At 64.5% G+C, this 16,093-nt stretch carries 12 protein-coding genes and 1 pseudogene; 9 read left to right on the top strand and 4 right to left on the bottom strand.

Translation table 11 applies throughout. The features are described 5' to 3' along the window. Positions 1–8: 8 nt before the first annotated feature. Together ABR948_RS23645 and ABR948_RS23640 are read right to left on the bottom strand one after the other, a co-directional pair. On the bottom strand, positions 9–1,235 hold the full coding sequence (locus ABR948_RS23645) for an ABC transporter substrate-binding protein (RefSeq protein WP_428122745.1): 1,227 nt from the start codon (positions 1,233–1,235) through the stop codon (positions 9–11). Positions 1,236–1,365: 130 nt separating this feature from the next. Continuing rightward, on the bottom strand, positions 1,366–1,728 hold the full coding sequence (locus tag ABR948_RS23640; protein WP_428122743.1) for a DUF1304 domain-containing protein: 363 nt from the start codon (positions 1,726–1,728) through the stop codon (positions 1,366–1,368). 146 nt (positions 1,729–1,874) lie between these two features. Here ABR948_RS23640 and ABR948_RS23635 point away from each other — a divergent pair, with 146 nt between their 5' ends. The 3 genes from ABR948_RS23635 (at position 1,875) to ABR948_RS23625 (ending at position 4,477) form a co-directional block, all read left to right on the top strand. Further along, positions 1,875–3,437, top strand: coding sequence for an AlkA N-terminal domain-containing protein (locus tag ABR948_RS23635; protein WP_428122741.1), 1,563 nt, complete (start codon positions 1,875–1,877; stop codon positions 3,435–3,437). Next, complete coding sequence (locus ABR948_RS23630) at positions 3,418–3,972, top strand: methylated-DNA--[protein]-cysteine S-methyltransferase (protein ID WP_428122738.1); 555 nt, start codon at positions 3,418–3,420, stop codon at positions 3,970–3,972. The genes ABR948_RS23635 and ABR948_RS23630 overlap by 20 nt, the downstream gene beginning before the upstream one ends. Before the next feature lie 100 nt (positions 3,973–4,072). After that, positions 4,073–4,477, top strand: coding sequence for a nuclear transport factor 2 family protein (locus ABR948_RS23625; RefSeq protein ID WP_428122736.1), 405 nt, complete (start codon positions 4,073–4,075; stop codon positions 4,475–4,477). 41 nt (positions 4,478–4,518) lie between these two features. Here the strand turns inward: ABR948_RS23625 and glnD are convergent. After that, positions 4,519–7,193, bottom strand: a pseudogene (gene glnD / locus ABR948_RS23620) ([protein-PII] uridylyltransferase). Between the two features lie 281 nt (positions 7,194–7,474). Here glnD and ABR948_RS23615 point away from each other — a divergent pair. The 5 genes from ABR948_RS23615 to ABR948_RS23595 all read left to right on the top strand — a co-directional run bounded on the left by ABR948_RS23615 (position 7,475) and on the right by ABR948_RS23595 (position 11,710). Beyond that, the gene (locus ABR948_RS23615; RefSeq protein WP_428122733.1) at positions 7,475–8,449 is read left to right on the top strand and encodes an aliphatic sulfonate ABC transporter substrate-binding protein; all 975 of its coding nucleotides are present in this window, start codon (positions 7,475–7,477) and stop codon (positions 8,447–8,449) included. Between the two features lie 77 nt (positions 8,450–8,526). Then, a complete protein-coding gene (locus ABR948_RS23610) occupies positions 8,527–9,372 on the top strand; it encodes an ABC transporter permease (protein ID WP_428122731.1) in 846 nt (281 codons plus the stop codon). Beyond that, the gene (locus ABR948_RS23605; protein ID WP_428122729.1) at positions 9,372–10,157 is read left to right on the top strand and encodes an ABC transporter ATP-binding protein; all 786 of its coding nucleotides are present in this window, start codon (positions 9,372–9,374) and stop codon (positions 10,155–10,157) included. The genes ABR948_RS23610 and ABR948_RS23605 overlap by 1 nt, the downstream gene beginning before the upstream one ends. Positions 10,158–10,211: 54 nt before the next feature. Further along, a complete protein-coding gene (locus ABR948_RS23600) occupies positions 10,212–10,721 on the top strand; it encodes an OsmC family protein (protein ID WP_428122726.1) in 510 nt (169 codons plus the stop codon). 194 nt (positions 10,722–10,915) lie between these two features. Continuing rightward, positions 10,916–11,710, top strand: coding sequence for a hypothetical protein (locus ABR948_RS23595; protein ID WP_428122723.1), 795 nt, complete (start codon positions 10,916–10,918; stop codon positions 11,708–11,710). 113 nt (positions 11,711–11,823) lie between these two features. Here the strand turns inward: ABR948_RS23595 and mutS are convergent, their stop codons facing one another. Beyond that, positions 11,824–14,553 carry a DNA mismatch repair protein MutS gene (mutS, locus tag ABR948_RS23590; RefSeq protein ID WP_428122718.1) on the bottom strand — a complete coding sequence of 910 codons (2,730 nt, stop codon included), beginning with the start codon at positions 14,551–14,553 and terminating at the stop codon, positions 11,824–11,826. A 238-nt stretch (positions 14,554–14,791) separates the two neighbouring features. Between mutS and pcaF the strand changes: the two genes are divergently transcribed. Beyond that, positions 14,792–16,000: a 3-oxoadipyl-CoA thiolase gene (gene pcaF / locus ABR948_RS23585; protein WP_428122716.1), complete on the top strand. Its 1,209-nt coding sequence runs from the start codon at positions 14,792–14,794 to the stop codon at positions 15,998–16,000. Positions 16,001–16,093 lie beyond the last annotated feature (93 nt).

The following is a 16,093-nucleotide window of genomic DNA, read 5'->3' as shown; positions in this document are numbered from 1 at the left end:
CGATCCGTTCAGCCGGCGGCGCCGGTATCCTCGATGATGGGACCGAACAATTCCCAGCGCTCGCCGTTGAACTTCATCATCTGCAACTGCTTGTTGACCCGGTAATCGTTGGGCGTGGTGTTGCCGAGGATTCCGGGCAGCGCGAGGTCGAGCTGGACGTTCTTCAGGTTGGTGGCCTGCTTGAGCACGTTCTCGCGGGTCAAATCGTCGCCGCACTGCTTGAGAACGTGGACCATCAACTGCGCCGTGCCGTAACCGTAGCTATTGAAACTCGAGTTCTTGTCGCCCTCGGGATAGTACTTCGCCATGAAGTCGAAATACCGCTTCATGCCGGGGTCGTCTTTCCAGGTCGGATCGAGCGGATCCTTGCCGTAATTGACGCTGATCACGCCCTTGGAAGCCTCCAGACCCGCAGGCTGCATCACCGCGCCGACCGATGTGGCGTTGATGTCGAGGATATGCACCGGTTTCCAGCCAAGCTCGGCATTCTTCTTGATCGCCTGCGCTGCGAATTTCGGCGTCGACGCGCTGAAGAACAGATCCGCGCCGGCGGATTTCAGCTTGAGGATCTGCGAATCGATGGTCGGGTCGGAGACTTCGTATGACGCTTCGGCGACGATCATGGTCGCGGCCTTGTCGCCGAGGCCGGACTTGATGCCGTTCAGATAGTCCTTGCCGAGATCGTCGTTCTGGTAGAGCACGCCGACCTTGGCGTTCGGATATTCCTTGAGAATGTATTGGCCGTAGATGCGGCCTTCGACGAAGTAATTGGGGTTGAAGCCGAGCGTCCAGGGAAAGTTCTTCGGATCGGTGAACTTGGAGGCGCCGGTGGCCGCGAACAATTGCGGCACTTTCTTCGTATTGAGATATTTCTGGACCGCCGCGTTGGAGGGGGTGCCGATGATCTGGAAGGTGAGCAACACTTCGTCGCTCTCGACCAGTTTGCGCACCTGCTCGACCGCCTTGGGCGGACTATAGGCGTCGTCATACTGGATCAGATTGATCTTGCGGCCGTTCACGCCGCCTTGCGCGTTGATCATGTTGAAATAGGCCGCCTCGGCCTTGCCGATGGTGGCATAGGCAGAGGCCGGGCCGCTGAACGGCACGGTCTGGCCGATCTTGATCTCGGTATCGGTCGCACCGCTATCGTATTTCTTCTGCGCATAGGCCGACGATGCCGATAGCGCGATGGCCACCGCGGTCCCTGTCACGAGATGAAAGATGCTGTTCCTCATGTCGCTGCCTCACCTGAATGTCTGATTTCGCCGATGATCTTGTCCACCATGGTGGATGCCATCGCTCGCAAGATATTGGCGGAACGAATCCGGCAATGCAAGGCAATGCGGGCGGGCTGGGTGATAGACCTTATGCCAACCAGAGCAGCACCAAGGCGAGTGCGGCAGGGGCGGCCTGCACCAACAGAATCCTGCGGCTGACGGTCGCGGCGCCATAGACGCCGGCGACGATCACGCAGAGCAGAAAGAACACCTTGATCTGGAAGGCGAACCCGGGGTCGCCCTGAAGCAGCCCCCAGGCCAGTCCGGCGGCGAGAAAGCCGTTATAGAGCCCCTGGTTGGCAGCCAGCACCGCGGAATCAGCCGCCTTCTGCGGCGAGTTTCGAAACGTCTTCAGGCCCAGCGGCCTGGTCCAGAGGAACATCTCCAGAATCAGAAAATAGACATGCAGTACGGCGACCAGCGCCACCAAAGCATTGGCAATCCAGACCATGTGACTCCCCCCAAAGCAGCCTTTTGTGCCGTCACGCTAGCACGCAGCGCCATCCCTAAGCGATGGTCCGTTCGTCCGTTACCACGGGACATGATGATGTCCGAAAACCGCGAGACAAGCCCGCCGCGATCGGCGATGCTTCGCTGATGGATATGGACCGCACCGCCTGCTACCGCGCGATTTCGACCCGCGATGCCCGTTTCGACGGCCGGCTGTTTATCGGCGTCAAAACCACCGGCATCTACTGCCGGCCGATTTGCCCGGCGCGCACCCCGAAATTCGAGAATGTATCGTTCTATCCCTCCGCAGCCGCGGCCCAGGAGGCCGGCCTCCGTCCGTGCCTGCGCTGCCGGCCTGAAACCTCGCCCGATCTCGCATTCTGGCGCGGCACCACCAACACCGTGTCGCGGGCGCTTGCTCTGATCGAGGCCGGTGGTCTCGATGAAGCCGATGTCGAAGGACTGGCCAACCGGCTCGGCGTCGGCGCGCGGCAATTGCGGCGGCTGTTTCACAAGCATGTCGGCGCGTCGCCGATCGCGGTGGCGCAGACCCGGCGGGTTTTGCTGGCCAAGCAATTGATCCACGAGACGTCATTGCCGATGGCGCAGGTCGCGCTGGCCGCGGGTTTCAACAGCGTGCGCCGGTTCAACGAAACCTTCCTGGATTTGTTCGGCCGCTCGCCCGCGACGCTGCGGCGCAGCCACGACAAGGCCCGTAATATCCACCGCGAAGCTGGCGCGTTGTCGGTTCGTCTCGCCTATCGGCCACCCTATGACTGGGATGCGATGCTGGCGTTTCTCAACGCGCGCGCTATTCCCGGCATCGAGATGGTCGCTGGAAATACCTACCGGCGCAGCATTGCGATCGGCGACAACAGCGGCGTGATCAGCGTCGCGCCCGCCGACAAGAACCGGGTTGATGTCTCGGTGCGATTTCCCGATATGGCGGCGCTGCCGCAGATCATCGCCCGGGTGCGGCGGGTGTTCGATCTGGCCGCCGATCCCGATACGATCGGCGCGCATCTGTCGCTTGACCCGATGCTGGCGCCGCTGGTCTCGGCACGGCCGGGCTTGCGTGTTCCCGGCGCATGGGACGGCTTTGAGCTCGCAGTGCGCGCGATCTTCGGTCAGCAGATCACGGTTCCCGTCGCAACCGGATTGCTCGGCAGGCTGGTTCAGGCCCACGGCATCCGCCTGCCGGCCGGGATGAGAGACCATGAAGGTTTGAGCCATCTGTTTCCCTCGCCCGCGCGCCTCGCCACAGCCGATCTCAGGGATTTCGGCATGCCCGGTGCACGTGCTATCGCGGTGACCTCACTGGCGCAGAGCATTTTGGCCGATCCGGCGATCTTCAGCCGGGGCGCCAGCCTCGAGGAAGCCATCGCAAAGTTGCGCGCGCTGCCGGGGATCGGCGAATGGACCGCGCAATACATCGCGATGCGCGAATTGCGTGAACCCGACGCCTTTCCCGCCGCCGATATCGGCTTGATGCGCGCGATGGCGACGGCCGACGGCCAGCGTCCATCGCCCGCCGAACTATTATCGCGCGCCGAACGATGGCGGCCGTGGCGGGCTTATGCCGCCCTGCATCTGTGGGCCGCGGGCAGCGCGCATCCAGCTGCCGCCGCCGCCAGGAAAATCCAGGCCCGCGCAGCGGGGAAAACCCGAGCCCGCGAAGCGGGGAAACCCAATGCCCGCGAAGCCGCCTGAAACATTTGGGCTCGATCGGTTGCAAACGCCGATCGGCGTGGCCCTGCTGGTCACGGATGCGCAGGGCGTTCTGCGCGCGCTGGACTGGGAGGACTACGCGCCGCGCATGAAGGAGTTGCTGCGGCTGCACTATGGCGCCGTGGTGTTGCGAGATGCGCGGGCGCCCGAGGCGTTGCGACAGGCGCTATCGGCCTATTTCAAAGGCGATCTCGATCGCCTGCGCACGATCGAATGGCGCGTCGCGGGCACGCCGTTCCAGCAAAAAGTCTGGCACGCGCTGGCGAACATCCCGGCGGGAACAACGATGAGCTACGGCGCGCTGGCGGCGAAACTCGACGCACCCACCGCGATGCGCGCGGTGGGCCATGCCAATGGTTCAAATCCGATCAGCGTGGTTTTGCCCTGTCATCGCCTGATCGGCGCCAACGGCTCGCTGGTCAAATATGGCGGCGGGCTCTCGCGCAAAAAATGGCTGCTGGAGCACGAAGGCGTGGTGCTCAGGCCGGTGCCGGCGCGCGGCAGGGTCGCGGCCTGAAATTCCAAGGTAATTGTCACGGCGCCTGTCAGGTCCGTAAATCGCCAGACCAATGCCGGCGATCGCTCTAGCGTCTCCATCACACAGATGGAGACCACAGATGACGGACGCAGAGATTCAGGATTTTGTCACGCGATTTGCAGCGGCGTGGGCGGCCCGGGACGGCCATGCCTTTCTCGATTTGTGGCACCCGGAAGGAACGCTCACCACGCCGCTGGTGAACCGGACCATCAAGGGCAGCGAACTCAATCGATTGCTGGAGGTGCAGAAGGCGGCGGCGCCGGATTTCGTCTGGCAATTGCTGGACTGGACCTCGCGCGGCGACGTGGTGGTGATCGAGTGGCAGACCACCCGTATCGTCAACGGCGCCCGGTTTGACTGGCGCGGGGTCGATAAATTCCGCCTCCGGGACGGCAAGATCAGTGATGAGCGGGTCTATTGCGACACCGCGCCGTTGCGGGCGCTGCGCACCGGCGAGACGCTGGAGCCGATCACCCAATTCTGAAAGCCCGGAATTCTGAAAGCCCGGAATTCTTAAAGCTACTGTCAGGCCACGGTCTCGTCGTTGGCGAGCAGGTGGGTCAGCGCGCTCCTGATCGCAGCCTGCCGGGTCGGCGCGTTGATCTGCGCGCCGAGCAGGTCGGTGACGTAGAACACGTCGCGGGCGCGCTCGCCGAAGGTCGCGACATGGGCCGAGGCGATGTTGAGGTTGAGTTTCGAGATTGCCGTGGTCAATTGGTACAAGAGGCCCGGTCGGTCGAGGCCGGAGACCTCGATCACCGTGTAGCGATCCGACCACTGATTGTTGACGGTCACTTCCGGCTCGACCACGAAGGGCCGCGCCTTGCCGCGACCATTGGCGCGGCGCGCCACCGCTTCGGGCAGGCGCAGCTTGCCTTCCAGGACGTCCTCGATCATCTCGCCGATCCGTGTCGCACGCCGTCCCTCGTCCTCGTCGCGGTCGTATTCCCTTGATATCGCGATGGTGTCGAGCGCGCGCCCGTCGGTGGTGGTATAGATCTGCGCGTCGACGATATTGGCGCCCGCCGAAGCGCAGGCGCCGGCGATGATCGACAGCAGCCAGGGATGGTCGACGGCGAGGATGGTGAGTTCGGTGACGCCGCGGGCCTCGTCGAAGCCGACATTGATCGCGAGCTTATGGCCGGCCTGTTCGCTGGCGCGCAGGAAGCGGGCATGGCGGATCTTGCGCGCCAGTTCGACCTTGAGCCAGTACGCGGGATAGTGCCGCCCGACATAGGCATTGAGTTCCGGCTCCGGCCATTCCGTGAATGCGGCGCGAAACTCCGACTGCGCCATCGCGATGCGCCGCGCGCGGTTGACCTCGGAGAAACCGCCGGTCAGCACCGGCTCGGTTTCGTAGTACAGCGTACGCAGCAGCTGCGCCTTCCAGCCGTTCCAGACCCCGGGACCGACGCCGCGAATATCGGCGGTGGTCAGGATCGTCAACAGCTTCATCTGCTCGACCGATTGCACCACGGCGGCGAAATTCTCGATGGTCTTGCGGTCCGACAAATCGCGCGATTGCGCCACCGTGGACATCGTCAGATGTTGTTCGATCAGCCAGGCGACCAGTTCGGTGTCGGCGGCGTTGAATCCGAGCCGCGGGCACAGCCGTCGCGCCACTTTCGCCCCGGCAATCGATCGTCGTTGCCGCCGCGTTCGATCTCCTGCAGGTAGCCGACGCAGCGCAGCAGATGCTCATCCACGGTGTAGTGGTGATACATGTTGAACTGCATCATCGACACGATCTTGCCGAAGGCGCGAATGAAATGGCCGAGCACGCCGGCCTCGTTCATGCGCCGCAGCACGATCTCCGCGCCGTTCGAGGTCAGGATCTCCATGAACAGCCGGTTGGCTTCCGGATCGTCGCGCAGCTGGGTGTTGATCAGCTTGAGCGAGCGCGTCGCGGTGCGCATGGCATCCGGATGGAACGCGAGATTGTTCTTCTGCGCCAGCCGGAAGATCCGGATCAGATTGACCGGGTCATGATTGAAGACATCGGGCGTGGCGAGATTGATGCGGTTGTTGTCGATGATGAAGTCGTCGCTGTCGGGCACCCGCCGCCGGTTGGCGCTCGGCCGCAACCGCGCCATCATCCGGGAGAGCACCGGCGCCGGCTTGGCCTGCTGATCCTCCAGCTTGGCGCACAGGATCGCGGTGAGGTCGCCGACTTCCTTGGCGACCAGGAAATAGTGCTTCATGAAGCGTTCGACATCCTGCATGCCCGGATGCGAGGTGTATCCGAGCCGGATCGCGATCTCGCGCTGCATGTCGAATGACAGCCGCTCTTCAGCGCGGCCCGAGAAGAAATGGATATTGCAGCGGACCGACCACAGAAAATCGGCGCAGCGGCGGAAGGTGCGGTACTCCTGCGCGTCGAATACGCCGCGTTCGAGCAACTCATCGGTCTCGCGCACGCGGTAGACATATTTCGCGATCCAGAACAGCGTGTGCAGGTCGCGCAGGCCGCCCTTGCCGTCCTTGACGTTGGGCTCGACCAGATAGCGCGACTGCCCGGCGCGCCGGTGCCGCTCCTCGCGCTCGGCCAATTTGGCGGTGACGAATTCGGCGGCGGTGCCCTGCACCACATCCCTGTCGAACCGCGCCACCAGTTCATTATAGAGCGGCTGGTCGCCGGTCAGGAACCGGGTTTCGAGGATCGCAGTGCGGATCGTCATGTCGCCGCGGGCCTGGCGGATCGATTCATCGACCGAACGCGTGGCGTGACCGACCTTCAATCCCATGTCCCACAGGCAATACAGAATGGCTTCGGCGACCTGCTCGCCCCAGGCGGTCTGCTTGTAGGGCAGGATGAACAACAGATCGATGTCGGATTCCGGCGCCATCAAACCCCGGCCATAGCCGCCGGTGGCGACGACGGCCATGCGCTCGGCGCCCGAAGGAATTGGCGAGTGATAGAGATGACGCGTCGCCGCCGAGAACAGGATGCGGATGATTTCGTCCTGCACGAAACACAATCGTTCGGCGCAGCGCCGGCCGTGACGATCCTTCAGCAGGATGGCCTGCGCGGTCGCGCGGGCCGCGACCAGTTCGGCCTTCAGCAGTTTCGCCACCGCGGCGCGGAACATATCCTCGCGTCCGGCATGCTCCGCGGCGAGCGCATCGACCGCGGCGGTGATCCGCGCGGTATCGAAACGTTCGTCGGCCTCGGGTCGGGCGTGGGTAACGACGATGTCCATGACCTACCCCGATATCGGACGGCGCCGACCCTGTCACGGGACATTCCCAGCGCATTGCAAAGATTACAGCAGGTCCATGCTGCATTCCCTTGGCTTTGAGCAACAGCGTTCTCATCGCGCCGCCATCAGGATGCTTATTTTCTCGTTGACTGACCGTATAACTAATTGAAATAAAAAGATGTTTTTGATGCCAGGGGGTGCGGCGCGGATCGATCCGCGCGGTCGCGTTGACGCCTCCCCGCCATCTGCTTTGATCGTTCCGCTGCCATGGAGATATCGAGATGCCCAGGATTTCACGGCGCGTATTCGCTGCGGTTATCGCCGTCTCGGCGCTGATTCCCGGCGCCGCATCCGCGGCCGACGCATTGAGGGAAATCCATCTGGACTGGGCGACCTACAATCCGGTGTCGATGATTCTCAAGCAAAAGGGATTGCTGGAAAAGGAATTTGCCAAGGACGGCATCAGCATCGTCTGGGTGCAATCGGCCGGTTCCAACAAGGCGCTCGAGTTCCTCAACGCCGGATCGATCGATTTCGGCTCGACCGCGGGGTCCGCCGCGCTGATGGCGCGGATCAACGGCAATCCGGTCAAATCGATCTATGTGTTTTCGCGCCCCGAATGGACCGCGCTGGTGACGACAAAGGATTCCAAGATCGCGACGGTCGCCGATCTCAAGGGCAAGCGCGTCGCGGTGACCCGCGGCACCGATCCGCATATTTTCCTGGTGCGCGCGCTGCTCGATGCTGGTTTGAGCGAAAAAGACATCACGCCGGTATTGCTGCAGCACGCCGACGGCAAGACCGCGCTGATCCGCGGCGACGTCGACGCCTGGGCCGGCCTCGATCCGATGATGGCGCAGGCGGAAATCGAGGACGGCGCCAGACTTTTCTTCCGCAAGCCCGACGCCAATACCTGGGGCATTCTCAATGTGCGCGAACAGTTCCTCAAAGACTATCCGGACATCGTTCGCCGCGTGCTCGCGGTCTACGAGGAGGCGCGCAAATATTCGCTGGCGAATTACGACGGCCTGAAGAAGACCTTCATCGCCGTGACCAAACTGCCGGACGCGGTGGTCGACAAGCAGCTCAGAGAACGTACCGAGCTCACCCATAGCCGGATCGGCGCCCCGCAGCGTGAATCCATTCTCGCGGCCGGCCTCGCATTGCAGCAGGCCGGCGTGATCGACGCCAAGGCCGACGTCAAGGCCACGCTCGACGCGCTGATCGACGATCAGGTCCCGCTGCCGACGAATTGACTTTTTACCCTCCCCTGGAGGGGGAGGGTAAGTCCAGCGCCTTGCAATCCTCTCCGAGACACGATTTGGCTACGGCCATGACCGTTGAGCTGCCCGCGCTTGAACGAACCGACATGGTGGAGAGCCCCGCGCCTTCCGGCCGCCTGCGCCGTTACGCGCGGCCGGCGCTGGGATTGCTGCTGCCGGTGGGCCTCGCGCTGGTCTGGGAAATCGCGGTCTGGCTCGGCCTGTCCAACGGACGGCTGGTGCCGCCGCCGACAAAAATATTCGCGACCATCCTGGAGCTGGCGCGCAGCGGCGAGCTCGCGCGTCATATCATGGCGACGCTGACGCGTGTCGTGCTGGGCTTTGGCCTCGGCGTCGTCGCCGGGACCGTGTTCGGCGCGATCTCCGGCTATTGGGGGCTGGCGCGCCGGCTGCTGGACCCGACCGTGCAGGCGCTGCGCGCGATACCATCGATCGCCTGGGTGCCGCTGTTCATCCTGTGGCTCGGCATTTTCGAGACTTCGAAAATCGCGCTGATCGCCGTCGGGGTATTTTTCCCGGTCTATCTCGGCGTGATGGGCGCGATCCTGTCGGTCGATCGCAAGATCGTCGAAGTCGGCCGCACCTTCCGTCTCAGCGGCCCGGCGATGATCCGGCGCATTTTGTTGCCCGCGGTGTTGCCGGCCTATGTGGTGTCGCTGCGGGTCGGTCTTGGACTCGGCTGGATGTTCGTGGTCGCGGCCGAATTCATGGGCGCCTCCGAGGGGCTCGGATATCTGCTGATCGACGGCCAGCAGCTCGGCAAACCCGCCCAGATTCTGGCGGCGATCGTGATCTTCGCGATCCTCGGCAAGACCACCGACTGGCTGATCGAGATCGGCTCGGCGCCGCTGTTGCGCTGGCAGGACGCCTTCGGCCGCCAAAGCGGAGCGGCCTGATGCTGGTGCTCAATCATATCGGAAAAACCTATCCCAACGGCGTCCATGCGCTGGAGCGGTTTTCCGCCGACATCAGCCTCGGCGAGATCGTCGCCATCATCGGCGGCTCCGGCTGCGGAAAGTCGACGCTGCTGCGCGCCATCGCCGGCCTCGACCGCGCTACATCAGGCACCGTGACGCTCGACAATACTGATATCACCGCGCCGCATGCCAAAATCGGCATCATCTTTCAGGAACCACGGCTGCTGCCCTGGCTCAGCGTCGCCGACAATATCGGCTTCGGCCTGTCGGAATTGCCGGCCGCGCTGCGCCGCGAGAAAGTCACTGGCGCGCTGGCGCGGGTCGGTCTCGCCGACAAGGCCGATGCCTGGCCGCGCGAACTGTCCGGCGGACAGGCGCAGCGCGTCGCGATCGCACGGGCGCTGGTGCCGCAGCCGGAAGTGCTGCTGCTGGACGAGCCGTTCTCCGCGCTGGACGCGTTCACGCGGCGGGATTTGCAGGACCATCTGCTCGACCTGTGGGCCGATACGCGGCCGACTTTGGTGCTGGTCACCCATGATGTCGACGAAGCCGTGGTGCTGGCCGATCGCGTGCTGGTGATGCGGCCGCGGCCGGGGCGCCTGTTCGACGAGATCAAGATCAATCTGGCGCGGCCGCGCGACCGGAATTCGCCACTGTTCGACAATTTCAAGCGCCGCGTGCTGACCGCGCTGGACCGCTCGCTCGACCGCAACGTCCCCGATGCCGATCCGAAATCGACCGCGGGCGAAGCGATGTGGTGGTGACATCCGCGCTCCAACCCACTACATCCAAAGCGAATAATATCCGGGAGAGAAAAAATGGACGCCGCCGAACTCCGCGCCACGCAGGCCCCGATCAAGGACAAATACAAATCCGATCCGAAGGCCGCGTTCATCACGCTGAAAGCCAAGGGGTCGATCGACAATGAAGGCATCGCCTGCAAGGTCGAAACCGGCCGCGCGCTGGCGGTAGCCGGCCTGCATCCGGCCACCGGCGGCTCCGGGCTTGAATTATGTTCCGGCGACATGCTGCTGGAAGCGCTGGTCGCCTGCGCCGGCGTCACCCTCAAATCGGTGGCAACCGCCATCGAGATCCCGCTGAAAACCGGCATCGTGACTGCCGAGGGCGATCTCGATTTCCGCGGCACGCTCGGCGTCGACAAGGAGGCGCCGGTCGGGTTTGCCGAAATCCGCCTGCGTTTCGACGTCGATACACCGGCGCCGCAGGACAAGCTCGATTTGCTGCTGAAGCTTACCGAACGCTATTGCGTGGTCTACCAGACCATCAAAAACGGCCCGAAGGTTTCGGTGACGATGCAGAGGGTGTGAGAATAGCGCCGTCACCCTCCCCTGGAGGGGGAGGGTCGACGCGAATGAAATGAGCGGCGGGGTGGGGTGACAGTCTCTCGTTTCGAACGGTGCACGGGCTAAGAGATCACCCCACCCCGGCTCACATTTCGCTTCGCTCGATGTGAGCCGACCCTCCCCCTCCAGGGGAGGGTAAGAAAGCGTTTCGGCTCAAAATGTCCCCCGAATTCACCTTCATCCTGACGCTCGGGCTGCGCATGGCGGTGGCGGCCGCGTTCGTGGTGACGGCATCCTTCATCACCGAGCGATCGGGCCCGGTGATCGGCGCGCTGATCGCCACGCTGCCGTTTTCGGCCGGCCCTTCCTATGTGTTTCTCGCGCTCGATCATGATGCCGCCTTCATCGCCCAGGGCGCGCTGGCGAGCCTGCCGATCAATGCCGGGACGATCTTGATGGGGCTGACCTATGTGGTGCTGGCGCAACGCTGGAACGCGGTGGTCAGTACCGGGGGCGCCGTCGCGGTTTGGATTGCACTTGCCGCGCTGGCGCGAATGGTGCCGTGGTCGTTGGCCGGCGGCCTGATCGCCAATGCGATGGCCTTTGCGATCTGCCTGCCGCTGCTGCGACGCTTCCGTCACGCCAAAATGCCGCTGATCACGCGGCGCTGGTACGACATCCCGCTGCGCGCAGCACTGGTGGCGACGCTGGTGGCTGTCGTCACCACCCTGTCAGGCTGGGTCGGCCCCGGCGTGAGCGGAACGATTGCGCTTTTTCCGATCGTATTCTCAAGCATGATGCTGATCCTGCACCCGCGCATCGGCGGCCCGGCGACCGCGGCGGTGATTGCGAATGGTGGCTGGGGCCTGCTGGGATTTGGGATCGGGATTGCCGTGCTGCAGGTCACCGCGCTTCGGTTCGGCTCAGTGGCCGCGTTATGTCTTGCGCTGATGACCTGTGTCAGCTGGAATCTCGCCCTGTGGTGGATCGGGCGGAGAACGCTCGGGCGCTGACTCGTCATTCCGGGATGGTCCGAAGGACCAGACCTCAGATGTGCAATTGCACATCGGGGAATCTCGAGATTCCGGGTTCGATGCTTCGCATCGCCCCGGAATGACGGGTTCAATTATGACTTCGGCAATTTCGCCTTCAACGCATACAGCGCCTCCAGCGCGTCGCGGGGCGACATCTCGTCCGGATGCAGCGCGCGCACCGCTTCGATCAGTTTTTCCGCCTCGCTCGGCGGCGCCGCCTCGGCGGCGGCGCGTGACGGCACCGCGAACAGCGGCAGGTCGTCGGCGAGCGCGCGCGCGGTCTGGCCGCGGTCCTGCGCCTCCAGTTTTGCCAATACCGATTTGGCGCGCGCGATCACCGGTGCGGGCAGGCCTGCGAGCTTCGCCACCTGAATGCCGTAGGAGCGATCGGCCGAGCCCGGCAGCACCTCATGCAGGAACACCACGTCACCCTGCCATTCCTTGACCCGCACCGTGGCGTTGAACAGCCGCGGCAGTTTGACGGAGAGCGCGGTGAGTTCATGATAATGCGTCGCGAACAGCGCGCGGCAGCGATTGGCCTCATGCAGATGTTCGATCGCGGCCCAGGCGATCGACAGCCCGTCGAAGGTCGCGGTGCCGCGGCCGATCTCGTCGAGGATCACCAGCGAGCGTTCGCTGGCCTGGTTGAGGATGACGGCGGTTTCGACCATCTCCACCATGAAGGTGGAGCGGCCGCGCGCCAGATCGTCCGCCGCGCCGACCCGCGAGAACAGCCGGTCGACGATGCCGATGCGCGCCCGCGCCGCCGGCACGAAGCAGCCGGTCTGCGCCATCAGCGCGATCAGCGCGTTCTGGCGCAGGAAGGTCGATTTGCCCGCCATATTCGGGCCGGTGATCAACCAGATCTGGCCCGATGTCTGTCCCGGCCCCGGCGAGAGATCACAAGCATTGGCGATGAACGGCTGGCCGTCGCGCTTCAACGCCTGCTCGACCACCGGATGGCGGCCGCCTTCGATCGCGAAGCCGAGCGAGCCGTCGACCTCGGGCCGCACATAATTGTCGTCGACCGCGAGCTTTGCCAGCGCGGTTGCGACATCGAGGATCGCGAACGCATGCGCGGCGGCGCGCAGGTCGTCGCTGGCCGCGATCGCCAGCGCGCACAGCCGCTCGAAGATCTCCAGTTCCAGCCCGAGCGCGCGGTCGCCGGCATTGGCGATCTTGGCTTCGATCTCGCCGAGTTCCGAGGTCGTAAAGCGGGTCTGGCCCGCCAGGGTCTGGCGGTGGATGAAGGTCGCGTTCAACGGCGGCGTCATCAGTTTGTCGCCGTGCTGCGCGGTGACCTCGACAAAATAGCCGAGCACGTTGTTGTGGCGGATTTTCAGGCCCTTGACGGAAGTCGCGTCGGCATAGCGCGCCTGCATCGCGGCGACGACGAGCCGCGAGGCGTCGCGCAGATTGCGGGTCTCGTCGAGCGCCGGCTCATAACCTTCGCGCACGAAGCCGCCGTCGCGTTTGATCAACGGCAATTGTTCGGCCAGCGCGCGCTCGAATTCGCGCGCCAGCTCCCGCGAAGGCCCGCGCAGCGCCGCCATGACAGCAGCGATCTCCTGCGGCGGATCGTCAAGGCCCGAAAGCTGGGCCAGCGCCCGGTCGGCGGCGAGAATGCCGTCGCGCAACCCCGCCAGATCGCGCGGGCCGCCGCGTCCGACTGACAGACGCGCCAGCGCGCGCGACATGTCGGGTGCCGCGCGCAGCGTGGTGCGGAGTAGGTCGCGAACCGCGGTGTTGGCAACGAATGCCGCGATCGCATCGAGCCGGCGCGCGATGCCATCGCTGTCGGTCAGCGGCGCCGCCAGCCTTTGCGCCAGTAGCCGCGAGCCGGCCGGGGTCACGGTGCAGTCGATGGCATCGAGCAGCGATCCGCGCCGCTCGCCGGCCAGTGTTCGCGTCAGTTCGAGATTGGCGCGGGTGGCGGGATCGATCGCCATGGTGGTGCCGGCGGCCTCGCGCGCCGGCGGCGACAGCGGCGGACGCTTGCCCACCTGCGTGCGGTCGATATAGGTGACGGCCGCCGCCGCGGCGGTCGCTTCCAGCCGCGACATCGCGCTGAGCCCATCCATGGTGGCGACCGCGAAATAATCGCACAGCCGCCGCTCGGCGGTGGCGCTGTCGAACACATCGCGGGTCAGCGGCGTGACCGCCGGCAATTCGCGCAGCAACGGGCCGAGATCGGGATCGCCATACAGCGCGTCGGTGACGACCACTTCATTCGGGTTAATGCGCGACAAGGTCGCGGCGAGTTCGCCGGTCGAGCATTCCGTGACGATGAACTCGGAGGTCGAAATGTCGATCCAGGCGAGGCCAATACGGTCGCCGCCCGCCGAGCCGCGCGCCCGCGCGATCGCCAGCAGGTAATTGTTGGTCCGCGCGTCCAGCAGGGTGTCTTCGGTCAGCGTGCCCGGCGTCACCAGCCGCACCACGTCGCGGCGCACCACGCTCTTGTTGCCGCGCGCCCGCGCCGCCGCCGGGTCCTCCATCTGCTCGCACACCGCGACACGATGGCCGGATGCGATCAGGCGATGCAGATAATCGTCGGAGCGCTCCACCGGCACGCCGCACATCGGGATGTCCATGCCCTGGTGCTTGCCGCGTTTGGTCAGCATGATGCCGAGCGCGCGCGAGGCAATCTCGGCGTCCTCGAAGAACAGTTCGTAGAAATCGCCCATCCGGTAGAACAGCAACAGCCCGGGATTGGCGGCCTTTATTTCAAGGTATTGTTCCATCATCGGCGTGACGCGCGCCGCGGCCTCGGCGGCCGGTGCGGTGTCTGATGGCATGGATATGGGCTGCTGGATCGTCATTGGCCGCGCAAACTACAAAATTTTAGCCCCCGGTCCTATTGCTTTGCCGCGATCATGCATGTTTTCCACCCCTCGGTGGCCGCCTCAAACGGCACCCCCGACCCCATGGCATGACCGACCTCCCTCGAAAGCGCCGCTGAGGCGAAAGCGTCAATTGACCTGTCGCACACCCGCTCCTAAAACTCGCCATCAACTCCGGCCTATCAACGCGGAACCGCGGCATTCAGGGAGAAATTCAATGGCTGATGTATTTGTGTGCGATGCCGTCCGGACCCCGATCGGCCGCTTCGGCGGCGCGCTGGCCAAGGTCCGCGCCGACGACCTGGCCGCGGCCCCGATCAAGGCACTGATGGCGCGCCATCCCGGGCTCGACTGGTCGCAGGTCGATGAAGTCTATTTCGGCTGCGCCAATCAGGCCGGCGAGGACAACCGCAACGTGGCGCGGATGGCGCTGTTGCTGGCGGGCCTGCCGGAATCGATTCCCGGCCTCACGCTCAATCGCCTGTGCGCCTCGGGGCTGGATGCGGTCGGTGCCGCCGGCCGCGCGATCCGTGCCGGGGAAATCGATTTTGCCATTGCCGGCGGTGTCGAATCGATGACGCGGGCGCCGTTCGTGATGGGCAAGGCGCCGGAAGCGTTCTCGCGCTCCGCCGATATTTACGACACCACGATCGGCTGGCGCTTCATCAATCCGCTGATGAAGGCGCAATATGGCGTCGACGCGATGCCCGAGACCGGCGAGAATGTCGCCGAGGAATTCCAGGTGTCACGCGCCGACCAGGACGCGTTCGCGATCCGCTCGCAGCAGCGTGCCGGGCAGGCGATCGCATCCGGCTATTTCGCCGAGGAAATCACCGCGATTTCGGTGCCCGGCGGCAAGGCCGGACCTGTTACGGTCGACAAGGACGAACATCCGCGCCCCGAGACCACGCTCGAAGGCCTGACCAAGCTGAAGCCGATCGTGCGCAATCCCGGCACGGTGACGGCCGGCAACGCCTCCGGCGTCAATGACGGCGCGGCCGCGATGATTCTGGCTTCCGAAGCCGCGGTGAAAAAACATGGTTTGACGCCGCGGGCGCGGATTCTTGGCCTGGCCTCGGCCGGCGTGCCGCCACGCATCATGGGCATCGGTCCGGTGCCGGCGACGCGCAAGCTGATGGAGCGGCTGGGACTGAAGATCAGCGATTTCGATTTGATCGAGCTCAACGAAGCCTTCGCCAGCCAGGGCATCGCCTGCCTGCGCCAGCTCGGCGTCAAGGACGACGCCGACTTCGTCAATCCGCATGGCGGCGCCATCGCGCTCGGTCATCCCCTCGGCATGAGCGGTGCGCGGCTGGCAATGACCGCGGTGCATGGCATGGAGAAGCGCGGCGGCAAGCGCGCACTGGCGACGATGTGCGTCGGCGTCGGTCAGGGCGTCGCGATGGCGATCGAGAAGTTGAACTGAGGATCGTCTACTCGATCACCGCATGTTCAGCCGCTGCCGACTGCTTGCGCAGGGCGATCTTGGTTGAGCCGATCATGATCGCCAGCGGAATCG

Source organism: Bradyrhizobium sp. (assembly GCF_050014615.1).
Classification (GTDB): Bacteria; Pseudomonadota; Alphaproteobacteria; order Rhizobiales; family Xanthobacteraceae; genus Bradyrhizobium.
This window is presented reverse-complemented; position numbering and strand designations above follow the sequence as displayed.